The following is a 20,568-nucleotide window of genomic DNA, read 5'->3' as shown; positions in this document are numbered from 1 at the left end:
ATCAGCCTTTGTTTTCGATAGCCTGGGTCAACTCCCCGGCCTTCATCGCGCTCATCAAGCCCATCAGCGTGCCGAAGGCGTTGCTGTCGCCGCCGCCCATCTGCACTTGCGGCACCAGCGGCACCTTGGCAGTTTCAAACGCTTCGGCCAGGCGCAGCATCACGGTCTGCATCAGCTGCTTGTCCGCGCCCTCGCCCTGCATCGCCTCGGACTTGGCCTGGATCGCCGCCGCCTCCGCCTCGCCCACCGAGCGGATCGCCGATGCGCGGCCCGCGCCTTCCATCTCCTGGCGGAACTTGTCGGCCTGCGCCAGCGCCTCGATTTCCTGGCGGCGTTTCTCGGCCGCCTTCACGCTGGCCGAACCCTGGTTCTCCTTGATCGAAATATCCACCAGCGAACCGGTCAGCTCCTTCTGCTTGGCGGCGCGCTGCTCGGCCTCGTTCAGCTCGCGCTGCTTGTCGGCCGCGATCTGCTTCTGCGCGAAGGTTTCCACCTGCTCGCGGGCGATCTGGCGGTCGCGCAGCTGCGCCATGATGTCCTCGATCTTGTTGTCGCCGGGCTGGGGTTTCGGCGTGCCGATCAACACCTCCTGGAATTCCAGCGAGTAGGCCTGGAAGCGCTGCTTCATATCGCTCGACGCATTGTTCTGCAACTCGCTGCGCGACTGGATCAGGTCGATGAAGGTCTTGGTCTGCGATACGTTTTTAAAGTACGACGACACCATCGGATCGAGCGTCTGCTCGACCAGCTGCGCCACGTTGCCGAAGCGCTGCACCACCATCGGCGCCTTGCGATAATCGATGTGCACCACCACCGACAGCGGCAGCTGCGGCTCGAACGCGTCCTTGGTGATCAAGGTGATCTCGCGCAGGTTCTTGTCGAAGTTGGAGCCGCTCTCGCCGGACTTCCACATCAGCACGAAGTTAGTGGTCGGCACCAGCTCGATCTTGCCGGCGTAGGTGTTGAACGCGTACTTGCCCGGCATCAGCGCATCGCGCCACACGCCGCGGCAGCCGGTTTCCACCAGCTCGCCGTGCGAGTAATCGTTGCCCGACAAGTCCGCGCCGGTACGGCCCGTGTACGACACCACCACGCCGACAAAGCCGACCGGGATGATGGTCTTCTTGATGAACTCCACCGTCGCGAACAGGCGGTTGATGAAGTAGGTGCCCTCCACCAGCACGCGCTCCTGGCGGCCGCGGCGGCCACCGGCGGCGAGGAATTTCTCCGGCTCCTGGAAGGCGTTGTGGCTGTCGCCGACGTCGGGCGCCAGCAGCTCGCCCGTCAGCAGGCCGGGGCCGTCCTGCACCGTCACCACGGCCAGCTGGTCCGAGTCATGCGAACCGGTCACTTCCTTGATGACCACCGGCTTGAAGCCGCCGCGCTCGTCGAGCACGCCGCGCATCTGCTGGTAGTAGGCTTTTTCCAGCGCGTCGAGCGACATCGAGTACGTCGTCTCTTCCGTCATCACGACGAACAGCGCGGGATTGATGATATGGGTACCTTCGCGCAGCACCATGCGCTGCGGGCCTTTCTGGCCGCCGTCGCGCAGGAAGTCGCGGACGTTGCGGAAGTCGACGATGCGCGAATTGTCCGCCAGCGTCTGGCCGGCCGGCAGGTCCAGGCCGTCGCGGGCGAACACGTAGGCGATCGTGCCCTGCGTGACCGACACCATGGAATGGATGTGCACGCGATACTGGAACGGTGCGAAGAAATGGAAACCGCCCCGGCGCAATTCAGGCTGCAGCCCAGCCTCGCCGTTCAGCGCGAGCAGGCCGTTCTGTACCGAACCGGACGAGCTCCATAGTTTTTCAATGACCCCGACACGGTCGTTGGGGATGTACTTGACGGCCCCGGAGAGCTTGATCAAGACGGCGATCACAATCAATAAGACGACAACGGTCACTTCACTGCCAAGCAGGGGAAACATACAAACCTTTCGGTTGTGGAAAAAGCTGTGGATGCAGATGTAGCGTGTGCGGTCTGACGCAGCTAGCGCGGCGGGCTGGCAAAGATCAGGCGGGCGTGTGGGGAGGTTGCTGCGGTTGCCGCGAGGGCACTGACGAGTGGGGTGAACACGATGTTTTTGTTATTACCGTTCAATGAGTTCGTGCTGCTCATTCTTGCACAAAGCCGCCAAAGGTAAAGGCGGGCCGCCGTGATTAGAGTCGCGGCTCTAATCACGGCGGCAGGCGCAAAGCCGGATAGCCGCCCGGCCATGGCGCTATAATGAAGGTCTACGCCAGAATCGGAAACTTCCCATGTCCAGGCTCGTCCCGTCCCTGCTCGCACTGACCCTCGCGGCGCTGCCACTGGCGATGGCGCTGGGCGCACCGGGCGAGCTGGTGATGCTGGCGCCGCTGGACCAGACCATGCCCATCGTCCGCTTCAGCAACGGCGTGCTCGCCGGCGGCATCATCAAGGATGTCGGCGACGCCCTCGCACAGCGGCTGGGCCGCCGCGCCGTCTATCTCAACGCCGACGTCGCCGGCGTCACCCCGGCCCTGAGCAGCGGCCGCGCCGACGCCATGTGCTACGTGCTGCCGTTCTGGATAGACGGCGACTACGACTGGAGCATGCCGCTGCTGCCCGATACCGAAATGGTGGTCGCGCGCGCCGATGCGCCGCACCTGCGTTCGCTCAAGGATCTCAAGGACACGCCGATCGGCACCGTCGCCGGCTACCGCTATCCGCGTGTCGAGCAGGTGCTGGGCAAGCAATTTTCCCGCACCGACGCCGCCAGCATGGACCTCAACGTCCAGCAGATGATCGCCGGCAAGGTGCAATACACGCTGGCCGGCGAGAACACGCTGTTCTACCTGCAGCGCATCCATCCCCATTTGAAGCTGCGCCCCGAACTGGTATTCTCCTCGTTCAAGGCGCAGTGCGCGTTCTCGCGCAAATCGCAAGTCCCCTTCAACGACGCCAACCGCGCGATCGACGCCTTGCTCAAGGAAGGCGTGATCGACCAGATCCTGGCGCGCTATCGTTAGGAGTCCACCATGTCCGCTGATGAACTAATCGTCGCCCTGCAAGCCCACAACGCCGGCCGCGAGCCGGACCTGCTGCGCCAGAAGTACCGCAAGATGGCGCAGAACGCCTTCCTGTTCCTGCGCGGAGCCGACCACCTGTTCTACGACGCCCTGCCCGACCATCCGCTGTTCCGCGAAGCGCCGCTGGCGTGGAGCTGCGGCGATCTGCACGTGGAAAACTTCGGCAGCTACAAGGGCGACAACCGCCAGGTGTATTTCGATATAAACGATTTCGACGAAGCGGCGCTGGCGCCCGCCAGTTGGGACCTGGTGCGGCTGCTGGCCAGCATCCAGTGCGGCGCCGAGGCGCTGCGCGTCACGGCCGGCGACGCCGTCATGCTGAGCCGCCGCTGCCTCGATGCCTACCGCGCCGCGCTGGCGGAGGGCAAGCCGCGCTGGGTCGAACGCGAGACCAGCGTAGGCCTGATCAACGAGCTGCTGTGCGGCCTGCAAGACCGCAAGCGCGCCGACTTCCTCGACAAGCGCACCACGCGCAAAAACGGGCGCCGCAGCCTGAAGCTCGACGGCGAGAAAGCGCTGCCGCTGCTGCCCGGCCAGCGCGAGCTGCTGGCCGACTTCATGCCCCGTTTCGCCGCCACGCAGGACCAGCCGGGCTTCTACACCATGCTGGACGCGGCGCGCCGCATCGCCGGCACCGGCAGCCTGGGATTGATGCGCTTCGTGGTGCTGGTCGAAGGCAAGGGCTCGCCGGACGGCAACTACCTGCTCGACATCAAGGAATGCAAGCCGTCGGCGCTGGCGCCGCGCCTGGCCGCGTGGAAGATCGCACAGCCGGCCTGGCCGGACGAGGCCAGCCGCGTCGTGGCGGTGCAGAAGCGCATGCAGGCGGTCGATCACGTCTTCCTGCACCCGGTAACGCTGGACAGCCGCTCGTGGGTGCTGCGCGGCCTGCAACCGTCGGAGGACCGCGTGGCGCTGGACGCATGGGGCAAGAAGCTGGAGCGGCTGGAAGAAGTGATCGCCACCATGGGCTGCAACCTGGCCTGGGACCAGTTGCGCGCCGCTGGCCGCGCCGGTGCGGCAGTTGCGGACGCGCTGATCGCCCACGGCCAGGACGACAGCTGGCGCAACGCCATGCTCGAAGCGGCCGCCGACATGAACGCGAAAACGCGGGACCAGTGGCAGGCCTGCACGGCGTGGCTGGACAGCGCCTGAGGAGGCAGGTTCAGTAGCGCGTCAGCACGCCCTGCGCCAGCCAGTGCTGCAGATAGCCCGCCAGCGCCAGCATCGCTTCCTCGCCGGCCGCCGCGCACACTTCGCCGAAGCTCGCACCTTCGGCGATGCGGTACAACGCATCCGCCTCGGCTACCGGCAGCGAGCGGAAATGCGGTTGATCGTCCCGCCGCCATACCAGCCAGTGCTGGACCGCTTCCGACTCCACCGCTTCCGGCGGATCGTTTTCCGCAGCCAGCGCCTGCCACAGCGCGACGGCATTCCAGCGCAAGTCCAGGATGTGCACCGACGGATGCGGGCGGAATTGCAGATCGCCCCACAACTCGGGCGCGATGGCTTGCATGTCGGCGGACGTGAGCGGCGCGACATCCTCCGCATCGAAGGCCAGGCCGAGCGCCCATTCCAGGCTCGCCAGCTCGGCGATGAAGGGATAGTCGTCCAGCGCCAGCGCCGCATGCGCGGCCAGGCCGCCGCCGAACCAGCGCAGGTTGGCGTGCCGCGACGGATGCGCGGCGATGTAGCTGTTGGCCAGGTCGGCGAACATGTCGTCGCCGATGAAGGTCCAGGTCTTGTCGTAGGCTTCGCACAGCGCCTGGCGCAGGCGGCTGCGGTAAGCGCGGTGGTAGATCGCCAGCCGCGCCCCGGCACCCAGGCCGTACTGCTCGCGCACGGCGGCGTGGATCGCGGCCGGCGCTTCGTCCGCCAGGATGTAGTGCTGGAAGTCGCGCTGCAGATGATCGAGCGCGCTCATATGGCCTCCGCAAAGGCGCGTGCGCGCCGCAGCTCGGCCGACAGCTCTGACAGCGGGGGGATATTGTCGTCGCGCTCTATCATCGTCGCGACCTTGCCGAAGCGGCGCAAGGCTTGCGCATACAGCGCCCACACCGGATCGGCCACCGCCTGGTCGTGGGTGTCGATGATGCAGCCCTCCTGCACGCTGTGGCCGGCCAGGTGGATCTGCTGTACGCGCTGCGCCGGCAGCGCATCCAGATAAGTGATCGGATTGAAACCGTGATTGACGCTGCTGACGTAGACGTTGTTCACGTCCAGCAGTATCAGGCTGTCGGATTCCTTGGCCACGGCGGCGACGAAATCCCATTCCTGGAAGGTGTCCGAATCGAAGGACAGGTAGCTGGACACATTCTCCAGCAACAGCGGTCGTTCCAGGTAGTCCTGCACGCGCCGCACATTGCGCATCACGGTGGCCACGGCCTCCTCGGTGTACGGCAGCGGGAACAGGTCGTGCATATTGGCGCCATGCGTGCCGGTCCAGCACAGGTGGTCCGACACCCACAGCGGCTCCACGCGCCGCACCAGCTTTTTCAGTTCGCGCAGATACTCGTCGGACGGACCTTGCGGCGTACCGATGGACATCGACACGCCATGCATCACCACCGGATAGTCGCGGCGTATGCGGTCCAGCATCGCCAGCGGCTTGCCGCCGGGGACCATGTAGTTCTCGGACAGGATCTCGAACCAGTCGATGCCCGACGCCGCCGGCGGCGTGGCGATGATGTCGTTGTAATGCGCGGGACGCAGGCCGAGTCCGAAACCCGGTGATGGCAGTGTAGTGGTCATGGTGTGCATGGCGCCGGACATGCCGGCGCCACATTGAAGATTACTTGTCCAGGTCGACGATCTTGCCTTTTTTGGCGAAGCAGGCGCCGGCCTTGGTGGCCAGGAAGCCGTGGCCCTTGCAGGAGTTCTGGCCCTTGCAGGCGTTTTCCGCGGTGGCGCAATCGCTGGTGCCCTTGCAGCTGTTGATGCCGGCGCAGTGCACGGTGTCGTCAGCGCTGATGGTGGTGGTAGCGGCGATGGCCGATGCCGACATGGCCATGGTTGCGACGGTTGCTGCCATTGCTGCGATGCGGGTGATGTGGTTCATGGGATTCTCCAAAAAAATAGTAGGTTGGGTTGGTGCTGCATGACTCTGTCGCGGCCACTTCCCGATTACTTACACGTTTTTGAAAAATATTTTGTCTTTTGACTTGGATCAAAGTTTTTACTGCGCTGCATCAATAGACTTCACTACGTTACTTAACGACGACAAAAGAGGAAGTAAAATGAGCAAGTCTTTAGCAGCAGCAGTGTTGGCCACCCTGAGCCTGGTAGCAGGCAGCAACGCGATGGCGGAAGAAAGCCCATGGCTGGTGCGCGTGCGCGCGGTGCATCTGGACCCTGCCGACAAATCCGACCAGGTAGGCGGCACCGGCGCGTCCGACCGTCTGACCATCAGCAGCAAGACCATCCCGGAATTCGACGTTTCCTACTTCTTCACGCCCAACATCGCGGCGGAACTGGTCCTGACCTACCCGCAACGCCACGATGTGATGCTGGACGGCGCGAAAATCGGCAGCTTCAAGCACCTGCCGCCCACGCTGCTGCTGCAATATCACTTCGTGAACGACTCGCCGTTCAAGCCTTACCTCGGCGCGGGCGTGAACTACACCACCATGTCCAAGGTCGACATCCTTGGCGGCAAGGGCGGCCTGGAACATGACAGCGTCGGCTTGGCGCTGCAAGCGGGCCTCGATTACGCCATCGACAAAAAATGGTCGGTCAACTTCGACGTGAAGAAAGTGCAGATCCGCAGCGACGTCTTCATCGCCGGCGCCAAGGCCAGCCGCGTCAAGGTCGATCCGCTGATGGTCGGCGTCGGCGTCGGCTACCGCTTCTGATTCACACCGCCGAATAGCGTTTCGCCAGCCCCCGCTGGCGGAACGCAGCGGTAACGAAATCCACAAAGGCCCGCGTCTTCGCGGGCAGCAGTTTCTGGCTCGTGAAGTACAGCGAGATCGGGCCCGCATCCTCGTACCAATCCGGCAGCACGCGTTTCAGCGCGCCGCTTTCCAGATGTTCCACCACATCGGCCACCACCAGCGTGGCGATCCCCATGCCCATCAAGGCCGCGCTGCAGATCGCATCCGGATCGTTGATGAACACGCGCGGCCGCAGCTGCGCCGCCATCTCCTCGCCGTGACGGTTGCGCATCTTGCGCGCCTTGACCTTGCCGGTTTCCGGCGAGCGCATCGCGATCGCATCGAGCTGCGCCAGGTCGGCCGGCGTCGCGGGCCGCTTGCGGCCTTTCAGATACGACGGCGCGGCCACCACCACCATGTGCGCGGGCACCAGCTCGCGCGCCACCACGCCCGGCGTCAGCTCGAAGCCGCCGCCTATCGCCGCATCGTAGCCGCCGGCGATCAGGTCGGCGGGGCGGTTGTCGAAGCTCAGGTCCAGCGTCACGCCCGGATAGTGCGCCAGGAAGGCCGGCATCAGCGGCAGCACCTGCTTGCGGCCGAAGCGCGGCGCCACGCTCAGTTTCAGCACGCCGGCCGGCTCGCCCGCCTTGGTCGTCACGTCGGCGATGGCGCCCTGGATGCTGTCCAGCCCCGCGCCTACCGCATCCAGGAAGCGCTCGCCCGCCTCGGTCAGCGTCAGGCCGCGCGTGCTGCGCTGGAACAGGCGCACGCCCAGGTTGCGCTCCAGCTGCGCCACGTTGCGGCTGACCGCCGCCGGCGTCAGCGCCAGCCGGCGGGCGGCGGCGGAAAAGCTGGCCGCTTCCGCGCTGCGCACAAAGGATTCGAGATTCGACAGGGTTTCCATGGTTCATGGCCTTCAACGTTTGCTTGAAAGTGATGTTATGCGGCTGATACTACCCCTATGTAGTGCGCGTGACCATACTTGGTTCATCCCAACCACATATGAGTGATCTACATCATGAACATCTCCATCATCGGCGCAGGCGCCATCGGTTCCGCCATCGCCCGTTTGCTGTCCCGCGCCGGCCTCGACGCCTCCATCGCCAACAGCCGCGGTCCGGCTTCGCTGGCCGCGCTGACCACGGAACTTGGTCCGCACATCACCGCCGTCAGCGTCGAAGAGGCGGCCAAGGCCGACGTGGTCTTCCTCGCCGTCCAGTGGGGGCGCCTGGCCGACGCGGTGCGCGGCCTGCCCGCATGGAACGGCCGCATCGTCATCGACGCCAACAACGCCATCGAGGCGCCATCGTTCCAGGCGGTCGACCTGGGCGGGCGGGCTTCGAGTACCGTGGTTGCTGGGCTGCTGCCCGGTGCGCGCGTGGTCAAGGCCTTCAACCACCTGGTCGCCGCGCTGCTGGCCACCGATCCGCAGGCGGAGGGCGGACGCCGCGTGCTGTTCTACTCGGGCGACGATGCCGACGCCAAGCAAACCGTCGCCAAGCTGATCGAACAACTGGGCTACGCCGGCATCGACCTGGGCACGCTGGACGGCGGCGGACGGCTGGCGCAATTCCCCGGCGGGCCGCTGCCGGTATTGAACCTGGTGCGCCACGCTTAACGTTGAATCAACGTTGCGGCATCGCGACAGACCCAGCATTCCAGTGACACGGACGGGTGTTTGAGGAACAATCAAGTTCCTTGAACACCCGTTTTTGCTATCCACGGAAGGAATACCACCATGTCGTTCGACCACGTAAAAATCGGAACCCGTCTCGGCATCGGCTTCGCCATCGTCCTGGCGCTGCTGGTCGCGGTGATCGTGCTGGGGCTCAGCTCCATGACCCGCATCGGCAACCGCACGCACGACATCATCGACGACAAGAACGTCAAGATGGAGGCGGCCAACCGCATGGTGGACAACGTGCGCAACATCACGCTGTCGCTGACCAACATCGTGGTCGTGCCCAGCACGGCGGAAGTCAATGCGGAGCTGGAGAAGATCGGCGAGTCGCGCAAGAAGTACGGCGAGGCGAAGAAGGTGCTGATGGAGCACATCGCCGACGACAAGGAAAAAGCCATGCTGGCCACGCTGGACGGCCTGCTGAAGGAAGGCGCGGCCAAGAACAACAAGGTGATCGAGCTGCGCAAGGAGGGCGAGATCCAGGACGCCACGTCCTACCTGACCCAGGTCGCGGCGCCCAGCCTGAAGGGCGTGCTGAAGGCGCTCGACGACATCCTCGTCTACGAAACCGCGCAGGCCAGGCAGGCGGGCGACGAGGTCGAAGGAGTGCTGCGCAACGCCCAGATCGTGCAGCTGGGCCTGGGCGCGCTGGCGATGGCGCTGGGCTGCGGCGTGGCCTGGTTCATCACGCGCTCGATCACGGTGCCGCTGAACGCTGCGGTGGACGTGGCCGAGACGGTGGCGTCGGGCGACCTGTCTTCGCACATCGACGCCAGCGCCACCGATGAAACGGGCCGCCTGCTCAGCGCCCTCAAGTCGATGAACGACAGCCTGCTCACGGTCGTTGGCAAAGTACGGCAAGGTACGGACACCATCGCCACCGCATCGAATGAAATCGCCGCCGGCAACCTGGACCTGTCCTCGCGCACCGAGCAGCAGGCCAGCTCGCTGGAGGAAACCGCGTCGTCGATGGAAGAGCTGACTTCCACCGTCAAGCAGAACGCCGACAACGCGCGCCAGGCCAACACGCTGGCGCGCAGCGCGTCGGAAGTGGCGACCAAGGGCGGCGCCATCGTCGCGCAGGTGGTGGACACAATGGGCAGCATCAACGCCTCGTCGCGCAAGATCGTCGACATCATCGCCGTCATCGACGGCATCGCCTTCCAGACCAACATCCTGGCCCTGAACGCGGCGGTGGAGGCGGCGCGCGCGGGCGAGCAGGGCCGCGGCTTTGCAGTGGTGGCGTCCGAGGTACGCAACCTGGCGCAGCGCAGCGCGGCGGCGGCCAAGGAAATCAAGGAGTTGATCTCGGCCTCGGTGGCGAATGTGGACGACGGCTCGCGGCTGGTCGGCGAAGCGGGCCAGACCATGGGCGACATCGTCGACAGCATCCGGCGCGTGACCGACATCATGGGCGAGATCACCTCGGCCAGCCAGGAGCAGACCATGGGCATCGAGCAGATCAACATGGCGATCACGCAGATGGACGAGGTGACGCAGCAGAACGCGGCGCTGGTGGAGCAGGCGGCGGCGGCTTCGCAGAGCATGCAGGAGCAGGCGGCGACGCTGGCGCAGGTGGTGGGCTTCTTCAAAACCGGGGCGGCGCCGGGGACCGCTATAATGTTACGCAATCGATAGCATTCATCCCCAACGGAAAGCCGGCCCATGCGCAAGATCCTGATAGTCCTGACCTCCCTGCTGCTGACGGCATGCGTCGACGACACGGCCTCGTACTATGCGGACGGCAGCACCGGCAATCACGCCTTGACGCTGCACCGCGCGCAAAAGCACTTCTGGAGCAAGAACAGCAGCGTCGAGCTGATCATGCAGCGGCTGCCGGAGTGCCTGCGCCGTATCGAGCTGACCGAGATGCCGGCCGATGAAGTGGAGATCGAACTGCTGTCCGGCGGCGACAACGTCTGGACGCTACGCGCCGGCAAGGAGATGTGGCAGGTTGAAACCCAGAGCTGCACGCAGTATCCGGACGTCAAAGGCGACGGCGGCGAGTTGATCGGCGTGTTCCGGGTCGATGGCAACAAGCTGGTGTTCGAAGCGGCAGTGCTGGAACCGGCCGGCTCCGACACCACCGCCCCCAGCAAATAACTCCGGGGTCAGACCCCGGAGTTTTAGCGCAAGGCCAGGCGGCTGGTGCGCTTGCCGCTGGCGGCCTGGTCGCCGCTCAGCCGGAACCGGCTGACCAGTTCGGCCAGCTTGCCCGCCTGCTCCTGCATGCTGCCGGCGGCGGCCGCAGCTTCTTCCACCAGCGCGGCATTCTGCTGCGTCACCGAATCCATCTCCGTGATCGCCATGTTGACGTGGCCGATGCCCGTGCTCTGCTCGCTCGACGCTTCGGTGATCGCCGACATGATCTGCGTCACCCGCGATACGCTGGCCACCACCTGGTCCATCGTCGTGCCGGCCTCCGCCACCAGCGCGCTGCCGGCGCTGATGCTCTCCACCGACGCGTTGATCAGCTCCTTGATTTCCTTGGCCGCGCCGGCCGACCGCTGGGCCAGGTTGCGCACCTCGGACGCCACCACCGCGAAGCCGCGCCCCTGCTCGCCCGCGCGCGCCGCTTCCACCGCCGCATTCAAGGCCAGGATGTTGGTCTGGAAGGCGATGCCGTCGATCACGCTGATGATGTCCACGATCCGCGTGGCCGAGGCGTTGATGGTGTCCATGGTCTGCACCACCTGCGACACCACGCGCCCGCCCTTCTCCGCCACCGCCGAAGCCGACAGCACCAGCTGGTTGGCCTGCACCGCGTTGTCGGCGTTCTGGTTCACGGTCGAGGTCAGCTCTTCCATCGAAGCGGCCGTCTCTTCCAGCGAGCTGGCCTGCGATTCGGTGCGCGCCGACAAATCCATATTGCCCGAGGCGATCTCGCCCGAGGCGGTGGCGATGGTGTCGGCGCTGCGGCGGATCTCGCCAATGGTGTCGGCCAGCCGCGCCTGCATGGACTTCATGCCATACAAGATGCTGGCGCGGTCCGATTCATGGGTCTTGATGCTGGCGCTGAGGTCGCCGCCGGCGATCTGCTGCGCGATCTCGCTGACATACTCGGGATCGCCGCCTATGGTGTGGCGCAAGCTCTTGTTGACCATGCTGACGATGGCCCACAGCACCAGGCACACCAGCGCCAGCACGCCGGCCGATTTGTACAGCGACTGGTAGAAGGCGGTGTCGATGTCGTCGATGTAGGCGCCCGTGACCAGGTCCCAATCCCACTGCGCGAAGTGCACCACGCGGCTCATCTTGGGCACCGGCTCCTTGGTGTTGGGCCGGGTCCAGGAATAGCGCACGAAGCCGCCACCCTCCGGCTTGGCGCCGGCGGCGGCGATGTCGCGGTACAGATAGACGCCGTTCGGATCCTTGAAATCGGCCATGTCCTTGCCGTCGTTTTCAGACTTGAAGGGATTCATCAGCGAGCGCGTGCCCTGCGTGATGGTGATGTAGCCATCCTTGCCGAAGCGCAGGCCCTTGATCACGGCCATGGCCTGCTTCTGCGCGTCTTCCTTGCTCAGGGCGCCGGAGGTGGCCTTGTCGCCATACAGCTTCAGGACGCTGAGGCCGGCATCGTCCAGGTTCATCAGGTCGATCTGGCGTTCTTCGATGCGCACGTTACGCATCTGCATGGTTTGATAGATGAAGATGGCGGTGATGCAGAGCAGGCTGCAAATCAACGGTACCCAGAGCTTCTGTTGGAAGGACAACTTATTCATGGTACAGGGTCTCCGTATTGTCTTATGGAAACCAGAATACCTGAATTGTGAAGTGCAACTGTCGTTTATTTGCAAATTCTGCATCAAAAAATGCCAACGGGCGCCGCGATCTGCATCGCGGCGCCCGTGTGGGCAGCAGCCCTGATTTACTGCGCGCTATTGCCTTTGACGGCCTTGGCGGCCAGTTGCGCGTCGACGTACGGCGTCTTGGCGCGCGGGGACTGGTAGGCGATGTCGGCGGTGGCCTCGTTCTGCTCCAGCGCGCCGGCCTTGATGGCGGCCAGCGTTTCGGCCTTGACCTGGGCGCGGGTGACGGTGCTCGCGGCGGCGTTGGTGTAGGCGATGTCGGCGGTGGCCTCGTTCTGTTCAACAGGGCCCTGGGCGTTAGCTGCGCCCACGGCCAGCAGCAGGGAAACCGATGCGATGATGGATTTGGCGTTCATTTGATGCTCCTTGTCAGATTAAGTGTGGCGCCCAGTTCTGAGTGCCAACCGGCTTTGCGTCGTCGATGGAGTCATATTAGGATTAATTTTTCAGATATAAAAGCGCAAATATCCGCACAAATCCATCCGCTTATCCGATATATCAGCCGCGTTCGCTGTCCAGGGCCGAGGTCGAATGCTGGTCGTAACGGCCGCCCGCCGCCGCGCCGGCCGGCACGGCCTGCTCCAGCCTGGCCAGGTCGGCGGCCGACAGTTGCAGCCTGGTCGAGGCCAGCGCCTCCTCCAGCCGCACGCGGGTGCGGGCGCCGACCAGCGGCACGATGTCCTCGCCCTGCGCCGCCACCCAGGCGATCGCCACCTGCGCCACCGACACGCCCAGCTCGCCAGCGACGGCGCGCAGCTGCTCCACCAGCGCCAGGTTGCGGTCCAGGTTCTCGCCCTGGAAGCGCGGGCTGGCCAGGCCGCGGAAATCGGCTTCGCCTTCGCGCTGCTTGCTCCAGTGGCCGCTGATCAGGCCGCGCGACAGCACGCCGTAGGCCGTGATGCCTATGCCCAGCTCGCGGCAGGTTTGCAGGATGCCGTTCTCGATGCCGCGCGAAATCATCGAATACTCGATCTGCAGGTCGGCGATCGGGTGCACGGCGTGGGCGCGGCGCAGCGTCTCGCTCCCCACTTCGGACAGGCCGATGTGCTTGACCTTGCCGGCCTGGACCAGCTCGGCGATGGCGCCCACCGTGTCCTCGATCGGCACGTTCGGGTCCAGCCGGGCCGGACGGTAGATGTCGATGTGCTCGACGCCCAGGCGCTTCAGCGAATACGCGGCGAAGTTCTTCACCGCCGCCGGGCGGGTGTCGATGCCGATCCAGTTGCCGGCCGGATCGCGCATGGCGCCGAACTTGACGCTGATCTGCACCCGGTCGCGGCCGCCGGCGGCCAGCGCTTCATTGAGCAGCAGTTCGTTGTGGCCCATGCCGTAGAAATCGCCGGTGTCGAGCAGGGTGACGCCGGCATCCATGGCGGCGCGGATGGTGGCCAGGCTTTCGCTGCGGTCGGCCGGGCCGTACAGGTCGGACATGCCCATCAGGCCCAGGCCCAGTTGGGCGACTTGCGGGCCGGTGCGGCCGAGTTTGCGTGCTTGCATGATGAATCTCCAAGGTGGTGAACGAGTGGATTCATTATGCTATTATCGATTGCAGCAATAAATACTGTAAATCCTATTACTTTATTCGAACATAGCTAACAATTATGGACCAGTTCAAGGCCATGCAGATCTTCCGGGCGGTGGCCGACTGCAAAAGTTTTACGCAGGCCGCCGAGCAGCTGGACCTGCCCAAGCCCACCGTCACCAACGCCGTGCAAGCCATCGAACAGCAACTGGGCGTGCGCCTGCTCCAGCGCACCACGCGCAAGGTCAGCCTGACGGTGGAAGGCGCGCAATACCTGGAGCGCTGCAGCGCCCTGCTCAACGACCTGGACAACCTGAACGGCCTGTTCGCCGGCGACGGCCGGCTGCTCAGCGGCGCGGTGCGGGTCGACCTGCCGGAGCGGCTGGCGCACCTGTACGTGATACCGGCGCTGCCGGAGTTTTTCCAGCGCCACCCGCAGATCCAGGTGCGGCTGGGCTCGAACGACCGCTTCGTCGACCTGGTCGGCGAAGGCATCGATTGCGCGGTGCGCGGCGGCACGCTGCGCGATTCCACGCTGGTGGCGCGCCGCATCGCCGCGATGGAGCAGATCAATGTCGCCGCGCCGGCCTACCTGGCCCGCCACGGCCGGCCGCGCACGCTGGACGATCTGCGCCAGCACACGGCGGTCAACTTCTTCTCCAGCCAGAGCGGGCGCGACCTCGACTGGGAATATGTCGACGCCGACGGCGTCGCCCGCACCCAGCCCATGCGCAGCCAGGTGTCGGTCAGCGGCACCGAGGCCTACCTGGCCGCCTGCCTGGCCGGGCTGGGCCTGATCCAGATGCCGCGCCGCGGCCTGGGCACGCTGCTGGCCACGGGCCAGCTGGAGGAAATCCTGCCCGCCTGGCGGCCCGCGCCGCTACCGCTGAACATCATTTATGCCCACAACCGCCACCTGTCGCCGCGGGTGCGGGTGTTTGTCGACTGGCTTGCTAGTGTTCTTGAGCAACAAAGTGTGTCAGAATGAGGCATTCCTTCTTAACAATCATTTCCACATGAAATTCCTACTGTCGATGGCGCTGCTGGCGTTAGGCACCGGCCATGCCCACGCCGCCCCACCCAAGACCGGCAAGCCGGCCGAGGCAGCGATGGCCGGCATCGACGGCGAACGTCTGCTGGAGCACATCACCATGCTGGCCTCCGACGAGTTCGAAGGCCGGGCGCCGGGCACGCGCGGCGAAACCGTCACGCTGGACTACCTGCAGCAGCAGTTCAAGAAGCTGGGGCTGGAGCCGGGCAACCCGGACGGCACCTACCTGCAGGCGGTGCCGCTGGTGGCCATCTCCAGCCATCCGACGCTGAGCTACGTCAAGGACGGCCAGGTCAAGCAGCTGACCTTCGGCGACGATTACGTCGCCTGGACCGCGCGCACCGAGAAAAAAGTCGAGATCGCCAATTCGGAGCTGGTGTTTGTCGGCTACGGCGTGCAGGCGCCGGAATTCCAGTGGGATGACTACAAGGGCGTCGACCTCAAGGGCAAGACGCTGGTCATGCTGATCAACGACCCGCAGCTGGCCGATCCCAAGCGCCCCAAGCAGCTGGACCCGGCCATGTTCGGCGGCAGCGCGATCACCCGTTACGGCCGCTGGAACTACAAGTTCGAGATGGCGGCCAAGCTGGGCGCGGCCGGCGCGCTGATCGTGCACGAAACCAAGCCGGCCACCTACCCGTACGAAGTGGTGCGCAACAGCTGGGGCCGCGAGAATTTCGCCATCAAGAGCAAGACGCCGGACCCGGCCTTCCCGGCCATTCCCGGCTGGCTGCAGGGCGACCGCGCGCGCGAGCTGTTCAAGGCCGCCGGCCAGGATTTCGACGCGCTCAAGCAGCAGGCGCTGCAGCGCAACTTCCATCCGGTGCCGCTGGGCGTCAAGCTCAACGTCACCGCGCTCAATGCCTGGCGCGACGTCGCCTCGCACAACGTGGTGGCCAAGATACCGGGTTCCGATCCGCTGCTGAAGAATGAAGTGGTGGTCTACACCGCGCACTGGGACCATTTCGGCATCGACGAAAGCCTGCCGGGTCCGCGCACGCAGCAGATCTTCCACGGCGCGATGGACAACGCCACCGGCGTCGCCGCGCTGCTGGAGATCGCGCGCGCGTACAAGGCGCTGCCGGTCGCGCCCAAGCGCACCATTGTGTTCGTGCTGACCACGGCGGAGGAACGCGGCCTGCTGGGCGCGCAATACTACGCGCGCAATCCGCTCTACCCGCTGAGCAAGACGCTGCTGAACATCAACGTCGACGGCTTGAACATGTGGGGCCGCACCCGCGATGTCGAGCTGAGCGGCATGGGCAAATCCAGCGCCGACGACATCGTCGCCGGCATCGCCCGCAGCCAGGGGCGGAGCGTGCGGCCGGACAGCAACGCCGACTACGGCAGCTTCTACCGTGGCGACCAGTTCGAATTTGCGCGTGGCGGCGTGCCGGTGGTGTATCTGCGCAGCAGTTCCAACTTCATCGGCAAGGCGGCCGGCTACGGCCGTGAAAAGCTGCTGAGCTACAGCGCCCACCAGTACCACACGGTCAACGACACGGTGCAAGCCAAGTGGGACACCAGCGGCGCGGTGGAGGACATCGAACTGCTGTTCAAAGCCGGCTACCAGACCGCCCAGGGCAAAGACCGCCCGCAGTGGAAAGACAACGCCGAATTCAAGCGCTGAAACCGCCGGGGTCAAGTCTGACATTTGGACACGGGCTCTGCACTAGCTGAGCAGCAAAGCAAGCCGCGTGTGGCTGGGACTGCGACGACTTCTGCGTTTCGTCAGCGCCGCACCTTGGCGCACCGGCTACATTGCGGAGATGGCCCGCCCTCTCAGACTCGAATTCCCCGGAGCACTCTATCACGTCACTTGCCGAGGCAATCGACGTGAGCCGATCTTTCGCGATCGCACGGACCGCCTGACTTGGCTCATGGAAATCGAGCGCGTCTGCCGCCGTTTTCATTTCGTCGTCCACGCGTATTGCCAGATGACGAACCACTACCACGTACTCATCGAAACACCCGAAGGCAATCTCGGGCAGGGCATGCGTCAACTGAACAGCGCGTACTCGCAATATGTCAATCGCCGTCATGAACTGGTCGGGCACGTTATGCAGGGCCGTTACCACGCCATACTGGTGCAGAAGGAAGGCTACCAGCACGAACTGGCGCGGTACATCGTTTTGAATCCCGTGCGCGGCGGCATGGTGGAAGCGCCCGGGGATTGGGAATGGAGCAGCTATCGCGTCATGACCGGCCAGACACCTGCTGCCGGCTGGATGGCGACCGAATGGCTGCTGGCCTGCTTCGGTCCGGACCCGATGGCGGCGAGGGCGGCCTATCACCAGTTCGTCATGGCGGGACTGCATGCTGAAAACCCGCTAAAGAAAGTCTGTTTCCGATGCATTCTAGGGGACGCGGCGTTCATCGCACGGCACAGGGCATCTGCCAAGGATGCGAAGTCGGTGGAAATCGCCAGGGTGCAACGCCGCGCAACGGCGATGTCGCTTGAGGAGTATGCGCTGACATTCGCGCGACGCCAGGTCGCCATGGCGGAAGCCTACCGGTCCACAGCATTTTCGATGCAGCAAATCGCCGCGCATTTCGGTGTGTCGCTGAAGACGGTGAGCCGCGCAGTCGCCGCATCGGAACAAACAGAACTCACCGATGATGGACACGAGTGATGAGCTCGTGTCCAAATGTCAGACTTGACCCCGGAGTTTTTGTAGCTGGGCCAGGTTGCGTTGTTGCTGGGCGTCGGCGCCGGCGATGGCGATGTCGGCGCGCAGGGCTTGCTTGGCTGCTTCGATGCGGCCGCTGTCTTGCGGCGCCAGTTCCAGCAGGCTGCTCAAATAAGTGACGCCCCATTGCAGCCGCGTCGCCGGACCTGCCGCCGCTTGCCATGCCTTGCCGTACCAGTCCAACACCGCTGCCGCATCGCCGCGCCGCTTGGCGCTGGAGGCAAGGCTCAGCATGAAGTAGTACGGTGCATGCGAACGCGGCAATTCTGCCAGCAGCACCTGCTCGGCCTGCGCCGACAGGCCCGCGTCGTTCAGCGCGCTCACCGCCGTGTTGACCAGTGTGTGGCGTTCATAGGGATCGGTCGATGCGGCCAGCGCTTCTTCCACCCGCACCTTCACGTGTTCCTGCAAGCCCTGCGTCGGCGCCAGCAGGCGGCCCAGGCGCATTTGCAGACGCACCGCCGTCAAACGGTCCGGCGCGCTGAGCCAGAAATCGTCGGCCCATTGCGCGGCCGCGCTGCCCAGCGCCGCCACCAATTCTTCACGCCGCGTGGCGTACTTGATCAGGTTGATGCCGCTGTTGCCGAGGATGTCCATGTTGGACCGCGCCAGCCGCGCGTCGGCAAACACCTTCAGCAGCAAGGCGGCGTTGGCCGCCGCGTCGATATCCTTGCCGGCCGTGGCCAGCTGCGCGTGCAGTTGCAGGCGCACGGAAGCGTCGGCGTCGTCGCAGGCGCGCACCAGCGCCAGCAGCGTCGGCGCCAGCGCGCGCGCGCCCAGCAGGCGGCCTTCGTCGGTATCCCAGGAATAATGGCTCAGCAGCGACCACTCGCCGGCGCTCAACCTGCGCTCGCCAGACAAGGCCGCCGCCAGCGCCGCCGCAGCCGACGAGCCGGCCGCATGCACGGCCAGCGCCGCGTCGAAGGCGGCCACGAACAACTCGCCATCGAGCTCGCACGGCAGGCGCGTGATTTCGCTGCCGTCCGGCGCGTACAGCACCAGCGTCGGATAGCTGCGCAGGCCGTGGCGCGCGGCCAGGCCTTGCGCGCCGGCGCTGTCGCCGTCGAGGTGGTAGCACACCACCGCCGCCGAACGCTGCACGAACTCGTCGCGCGCGAAGATGTCGGATTTGACGCGGTTGCAGGGCGGGCACCAGACCGCGCCCCAATACAGGAACAGCGGCCGCTGCTGCTCGGCCGCCAGCGCGAAGGCGGCGTCGAGGCCGCCGTGCTGCCATGCGATCGCCGCCATGCCGCTCAGGACTCGCGCGCCAGGGCCAGGAACTCGGTGCGCATCGCCAGGTTGGGCTGCAGCTCGCCGAGCATGGCCGAGGTGACGGTTTCTTCGCCCGGCGTGCGGATGCCGCGGCTTTCCATGCACAGGTGGCGGCATTTGACCACCACGCCGACCGCCTTAGGTTCCAGCACTTCCATCAGCGCGTTGGCGATCTGCATGGTCATGCGCTCCTGCACCTGCAGGCGCTTGGCGAAGCAGTCCACCAGGCGGGTCAGCTTGGACAGGCCGACGATCTTGCCGTTCGGGACGTAGCCGACCGTGGCCTTGCCGAAGAACGGCGCCAGGTGGTGTTCGCAATGGCTGTAGACCGGGATGCCGCGCACCACGATCAGTTCGTTGTACTGCTCGGCGCCGTCTTCGAAGGCCTTCAGCAGCTCGACCGGGTCCTGGCCGTAGCCGGAGGTCCAGTGTTTCCATGCCTTGGTGACGCGGGCCGGGGTTTCCACCAGGCCCGGGCGGTCGGGATCTTCACCGAAACTGGCGATCAGGCGACGCCAGTCGCCTTCCGAGAATTCTTTTTGAGACATGATGAAACACCTTTTTTTTACGATTGCCGACAGTATATAGAAATCCGCGGCACCGCACCGGCTAAGGCTTAGGCCGGTAGGCGTTCAACAACTCGGCCGCGATCGACACCGTGACCGTCATGTCCGGCCACTCGTCGCCGGGACCGAACCAGCGCGCGTCGGCGATTTCGCCCGGATCGACGCGGATTTCGCCGTCCAGGTACTCGGCCGTGTAGGCGATCATCAGCGAATGCGGGAACGGCCACGACTGGCTGCCGAAGTACTTCAGCTTGTGCACCCGCAGCCCGACCTCTTCGTACACCTCGCGGTGCACGGCCTCCTCGATCGACTCGCCCGCCTCCAGGAAACCGGCCAGCGCCGTGTAGCGCTTGTACGGCGCGTTGGCGTGCATGGCCAGCAACACCTGATCGCCCTTGCGTATCAACACCATCATGGCCGGCGAGATGCGCGGATAGGCGCTCATGCCGCAGTTCGGGCATTGCTGGCAGCGCTCGCCCTCCAGCTGCCGCATCGGCGTCGCGCACACGCCGCAGTAGCGGTGCGTGCGCGCCCATTCGGCCAGCTGGAAAGCCCGCCCGGCCAGCGCCGCGAAACCTTCGTCGACCAGGCCGAACAGCGAACGCAGGCCGTGATAACCATACTCCGGCCCCGGCACATCCGGCTGCTCCAGCCACGCCAGCTGGTAGTAGCGGCCTTCCCACTCGCCCAGCGCATGGAAGCGCTCGGGCGGCAAGTTCAGCGCGGCGACCGCCTGCGCGTCGGGCAAGCCGAGAATTTCGTTGCGCAAAAGCAACTCTCCGCGATGGAACACGAAAGTTAGCGGATGGTCATGATTTTGGGGACGGATCAGGGGGGTAAATGTGGCGGGAGTCAGCAGCATGGCGGGGAAGCTCGGGTTTGATCGCAAAACATGATCTTACAGTGTTTCCTAAATGATTATTTTCAGGCTGTGGGTGTGATGACAACTGGATGAGCCAAAGCGCGCTAAGTCATTGTTTTCAGACCAAGATTTAAACTACTTTTGCCGCTGTACTCTCCGTATGAGTTCGTTTGGCGGTACTATATAT

At 64.9% G+C, this 20,568-nt stretch carries 20 protein-coding genes; 9 read left to right on the top strand and 11 right to left on the bottom strand.

Annotated elements, in window-relative coordinates; all coding sequences use genetic code 11:
• Nucleotide 1: 1 nt before the first annotated feature.
• Nucleotides 2-1,906, bottom strand: coding sequence for an SPFH domain-containing protein (locus DUGA2_RS25310; protein ID WP_229214768.1), 1,905 nt, complete (start codon nt 1,904-1,906; stop codon nt 2-4).
• A gap of 355 nt (nt 1,907-2,261) precedes the next feature.
• Here DUGA2_RS25310 and DUGA2_RS25305 point away from each other — a divergent pair, with 355 nt between their 5' ends.
• Nucleotides 2,262-2,993 carry an ABC transporter substrate-binding protein gene (locus DUGA2_RS25305; protein ID WP_070272190.1) on the top strand — a complete coding sequence of 244 codons (732 nt, stop codon included), beginning with the start codon at nt 2,262-2,264 and terminating at the stop codon, nt 2,991-2,993.
• Nucleotides 2,994-3,002: 9 nt separating this feature from the next.
• The gene (locus tag DUGA2_RS25300; RefSeq protein WP_070272189.1) at nt 3,003-4,208 is read left to right on the top strand and encodes a DUF2252 domain-containing protein; all 1,206 of its coding nucleotides are present in this window, start codon (nt 3,003-3,005) and stop codon (nt 4,206-4,208) included.
• Nucleotides 4,209-4,218: 10 nt separating this feature from the next.
• Here DUGA2_RS25300 and DUGA2_RS25295 read toward each other — a convergent pair whose 3' ends face one another.
• From DUGA2_RS25295 to DUGA2_RS25285, 3 genes are read right to left on the bottom strand one after another with little or no spacing between them, the layout of a single operon-like run.
• Nucleotides 4,219-4,977: a DNA-binding domain-containing protein gene (locus tag DUGA2_RS25295; RefSeq protein WP_070272188.1), complete on the bottom strand. Its 759-nt coding sequence runs from the start codon at nt 4,975-4,977 to the stop codon at nt 4,219-4,221.
• Nucleotides 4,974-5,804, bottom strand: coding sequence for a DUF692 domain-containing protein (locus DUGA2_RS25290; RefSeq protein WP_083296475.1), 831 nt, complete (start codon nt 5,802-5,804; stop codon nt 4,974-4,976). The genes DUGA2_RS25295 and DUGA2_RS25290 overlap by 4 nt, the downstream gene beginning before the upstream one ends.
• Before the next feature lie 40 nt (nt 5,805-5,844).
• Nucleotides 5,845-6,111, bottom strand: a complete 267-nt coding sequence (locus DUGA2_RS25285) for a hypothetical protein (protein ID WP_008453189.1) — start codon at nt 6,109-6,111, stop codon at nt 5,845-5,847.
• A 178-nt stretch (nt 6,112-6,289) separates the two neighbouring features.
• Between DUGA2_RS25285 and DUGA2_RS25280 the strand changes: the two genes are divergently transcribed.
• Nucleotides 6,290-6,904, top strand: a complete 615-nt coding sequence (locus DUGA2_RS25280) for an OmpW family protein (protein WP_070272186.1) — start codon at nt 6,290-6,292, stop codon at nt 6,902-6,904.
• A 1-nt stretch (nt 6,905) separates the two neighbouring features.
• On the opposite strand, the gene DUGA2_RS25275 is transcribed toward DUGA2_RS25280, so the two are convergent.
• Entirely contained in the window at nt 6,906-7,829 is a 924-nt protein-coding gene (locus DUGA2_RS25275) for a LysR family transcriptional regulator (protein WP_070272185.1), read from the bottom strand.
• Between the two features lie 114 nt (nt 7,830-7,943).
• Between DUGA2_RS25275 and DUGA2_RS25270 the strand changes: the two genes are divergently transcribed.
• The 3 genes from DUGA2_RS25270 to DUGA2_RS25260 all read left to right on the top strand — a co-directional run bounded on the left by DUGA2_RS25270 (nt 7,944) and on the right by DUGA2_RS25260 (nt 10,709).
• Nucleotides 7,944-8,543, top strand: coding sequence for an NADPH-dependent F420 reductase (locus DUGA2_RS25270; protein ID WP_070272237.1), 600 nt, complete (start codon nt 7,944-7,946; stop codon nt 8,541-8,543).
• Between the two features lie 120 nt (nt 8,544-8,663).
• A complete protein-coding gene (locus DUGA2_RS25265; RefSeq protein ID WP_070272184.1) occupies nt 8,664-10,244 on the top strand; it encodes a methyl-accepting chemotaxis protein in 1,581 nt (526 codons plus the stop codon).
• 27 nt (nt 10,245-10,271) lie between these two features.
• Nucleotides 10,272-10,709, top strand: a complete 438-nt coding sequence (locus DUGA2_RS25260) for a hypothetical protein (RefSeq protein ID WP_070272183.1) — start codon at nt 10,272-10,274, stop codon at nt 10,707-10,709.
• 23 nt (nt 10,710-10,732) lie between these two features.
• Here DUGA2_RS25260 and DUGA2_RS25255 read toward each other — a convergent pair whose 3' ends face one another.
• From DUGA2_RS25255 to DUGA2_RS25245, 3 genes are all read right to left on the bottom strand, one after another.
• Nucleotides 10,733-12,328, bottom strand: coding sequence for a methyl-accepting chemotaxis protein (locus tag DUGA2_RS25255; RefSeq protein WP_070272182.1), 1,596 nt, complete (start codon nt 12,326-12,328; stop codon nt 10,733-10,735).
• Between the two features lie 146 nt (nt 12,329-12,474).
• The gene (locus DUGA2_RS25250; RefSeq protein WP_070272181.1) at nt 12,475-12,771 is read right to left on the bottom strand and encodes a DUF4148 domain-containing protein; all 297 of its coding nucleotides are present in this window, start codon (nt 12,769-12,771) and stop codon (nt 12,475-12,477) included.
• 142 nt (nt 12,772-12,913) lie between these two features.
• Nucleotides 12,914-13,912 (bottom strand): aldo/keto reductase, encoded by a 999-nt coding sequence (locus DUGA2_RS25245; RefSeq protein ID WP_070272180.1) that lies wholly within the window; start codon nt 13,910-13,912, stop codon nt 12,914-12,916.
• 104 nt (nt 13,913-14,016) lie between these two features.
• Between DUGA2_RS25245 and DUGA2_RS25240 the strand changes: the two genes are divergently transcribed.
• The 3 genes from DUGA2_RS25240 to DUGA2_RS25230 all read left to right on the top strand — a co-directional run bounded on the left by DUGA2_RS25240 (nt 14,017) and on the right by DUGA2_RS25230 (nt 17,621).
• On the top strand, nt 14,017-14,925 hold the full coding sequence (locus tag DUGA2_RS25240; RefSeq protein WP_070272179.1) for a LysR family transcriptional regulator: 909 nt from the start codon (nt 14,017-14,019) through the stop codon (nt 14,923-14,925).
• 28 nt (nt 14,926-14,953) lie between these two features.
• On the top strand, nt 14,954-16,618 hold the full coding sequence (locus DUGA2_RS25235) for a M20/M25/M40 family metallo-hydrolase (protein ID WP_070272178.1): 1,665 nt from the start codon (nt 14,954-14,956) through the stop codon (nt 16,616-16,618).
• 139 nt (nt 16,619-16,757) lie between these two features.
• Complete coding sequence (locus tag DUGA2_RS25230) at nt 16,758-17,621, top strand: transposase (protein ID WP_070272177.1); 864 nt, start codon at nt 16,758-16,760, stop codon at nt 17,619-17,621.
• Nucleotides 17,622-17,639: 18 nt separating this feature from the next.
• Here DUGA2_RS25230 and DUGA2_RS25225 read toward each other — a convergent pair whose 3' ends face one another.
• From DUGA2_RS25225 to nudC, 3 genes are all read right to left on the bottom strand, one after another.
• On the bottom strand, nt 17,640-18,929 hold the full coding sequence (locus tag DUGA2_RS25225) for a thioredoxin family protein (protein ID WP_070272176.1): 1,290 nt from the start codon (nt 18,927-18,929) through the stop codon (nt 17,640-17,642).
• A gap of 5 nt (nt 18,930-18,934) precedes the next feature.
• On the bottom strand, nt 18,935-19,501 hold the full coding sequence (gene folE / locus DUGA2_RS25220; protein ID WP_070272175.1) for a GTP cyclohydrolase I FolE: 567 nt from the start codon (nt 19,499-19,501) through the stop codon (nt 18,935-18,937).
• Nucleotides 19,502-19,562: 61 nt separating this feature from the next.
• Complete coding sequence (nudC, locus tag DUGA2_RS25215) at nt 19,563-20,381, bottom strand: NAD(+) diphosphatase (protein WP_070272174.1); 819 nt, start codon at nt 20,379-20,381, stop codon at nt 19,563-19,565.
• Between the last annotated feature and the right edge of the window lie 187 nt (nt 20,382-20,568).

It is taken from the genome of Duganella sp. HH101 (genome assembly GCF_001758795.1).
Lineage (GTDB): Bacteria > Pseudomonadota > Gammaproteobacteria > Burkholderiales > Burkholderiaceae_D > Rugamonas > Rugamonas rivuli.
The sequence above is the reverse complement of the archived record's forward strand: the minus strand, read 5'-3'. Positions and strand labels throughout refer to the sequence as shown.

What these genes read in the sequence shown, in the direction of transcription:
- DUGA2_RS25305 (WP_070272190.1), top strand. Translation starts at nt 2,262, where the DNA reads ATGTCCAGGCTCGTCCCGTCCCTGCTCGCACTGACCCTCGCGGCGCTG.
- DUGA2_RS25300 (WP_070272189.1), top strand. Translation starts at nt 3,003, where the DNA reads ATGTCCGCTGATGAACTAATCGTCGCCCTGCAAGCCCACAACGCCGGC.
- DUGA2_RS25295 (WP_070272188.1), bottom strand. Translation starts at nt 4,977, where the DNA reads ATGAGCGCGCTCGATCATCTGCAGCGCGACTTCCAGCACTACATCCTG.
- DUGA2_RS25290 (WP_083296475.1), bottom strand. Translation starts at nt 5,804, where the DNA reads ATGACCACTACACTGCCATCACCGGGTTTCGGACTCGGCCTGCGTCCC.
- DUGA2_RS25285 (WP_008453189.1), bottom strand. Translation starts at nt 6,111, where the DNA reads ATGAACCACATCACCCGCATCGCAGCAATGGCAGCAACCGTCGCAACC.
- DUGA2_RS25280 (WP_070272186.1), top strand. Translation starts at nt 6,290, where the DNA reads ATGAGCAAGTCTTTAGCAGCAGCAGTGTTGGCCACCCTGAGCCTGGTA.
- DUGA2_RS25275 (WP_070272185.1), bottom strand. Translation starts at nt 7,829, where the DNA reads ATGGAAACCCTGTCGAATCTCGAATCCTTTGTGCGCAGCGCGGAAGCG.
- DUGA2_RS25270 (WP_070272237.1), top strand. Translation starts at nt 7,944, where the DNA reads ATGAACATCTCCATCATCGGCGCAGGCGCCATCGGTTCCGCCATCGCC.
- DUGA2_RS25265 (WP_070272184.1), top strand. Translation starts at nt 8,664, where the DNA reads ATGTCGTTCGACCACGTAAAAATCGGAACCCGTCTCGGCATCGGCTTC.
- DUGA2_RS25260 (WP_070272183.1), top strand. Translation starts at nt 10,272, where the DNA reads ATGCGCAAGATCCTGATAGTCCTGACCTCCCTGCTGCTGACGGCATGC.
- DUGA2_RS25255 (WP_070272182.1), bottom strand. Translation starts at nt 12,328, where the DNA reads ATGAATAAGTTGTCCTTCCAACAGAAGCTCTGGGTACCGTTGATTTGC.
- DUGA2_RS25250 (WP_070272181.1), bottom strand. Translation starts at nt 12,771, where the DNA reads ATGAACGCCAAATCCATCATCGCATCGGTTTCCCTGCTGCTGGCCGTG.
- DUGA2_RS25245 (WP_070272180.1), bottom strand. Translation starts at nt 13,912, where the DNA reads ATGCAAGCACGCAAACTCGGCCGCACCGGCCCGCAAGTCGCCCAACTG.
- DUGA2_RS25240 (WP_070272179.1), top strand. Translation starts at nt 14,017, where the DNA reads ATGGACCAGTTCAAGGCCATGCAGATCTTCCGGGCGGTGGCCGACTGC.
- DUGA2_RS25235 (WP_070272178.1), top strand. Translation starts at nt 14,954, where the DNA reads ATGAAATTCCTACTGTCGATGGCGCTGCTGGCGTTAGGCACCGGCCAT.
- DUGA2_RS25230 (WP_070272177.1), top strand. Translation starts at nt 16,758, where the DNA reads ATGGCCCGCCCTCTCAGACTCGAATTCCCCGGAGCACTCTATCACGTC.
- DUGA2_RS25225 (WP_070272176.1), bottom strand. Translation starts at nt 18,929, where the DNA reads ATGGCGGCGATCGCATGGCAGCACGGCGGCCTCGACGCCGCCTTCGCG.
- folE (WP_070272175.1), bottom strand. Translation starts at nt 19,501, where the DNA reads ATGTCTCAAAAAGAATTCTCGGAAGGCGACTGGCGTCGCCTGATCGCC.
- nudC (WP_070272174.1), bottom strand. Translation starts at nt 20,381, where the DNA reads ATGCTGCTGACTCCCGCCACATTTACCCCCCTGATCCGTCCCCAAAAT.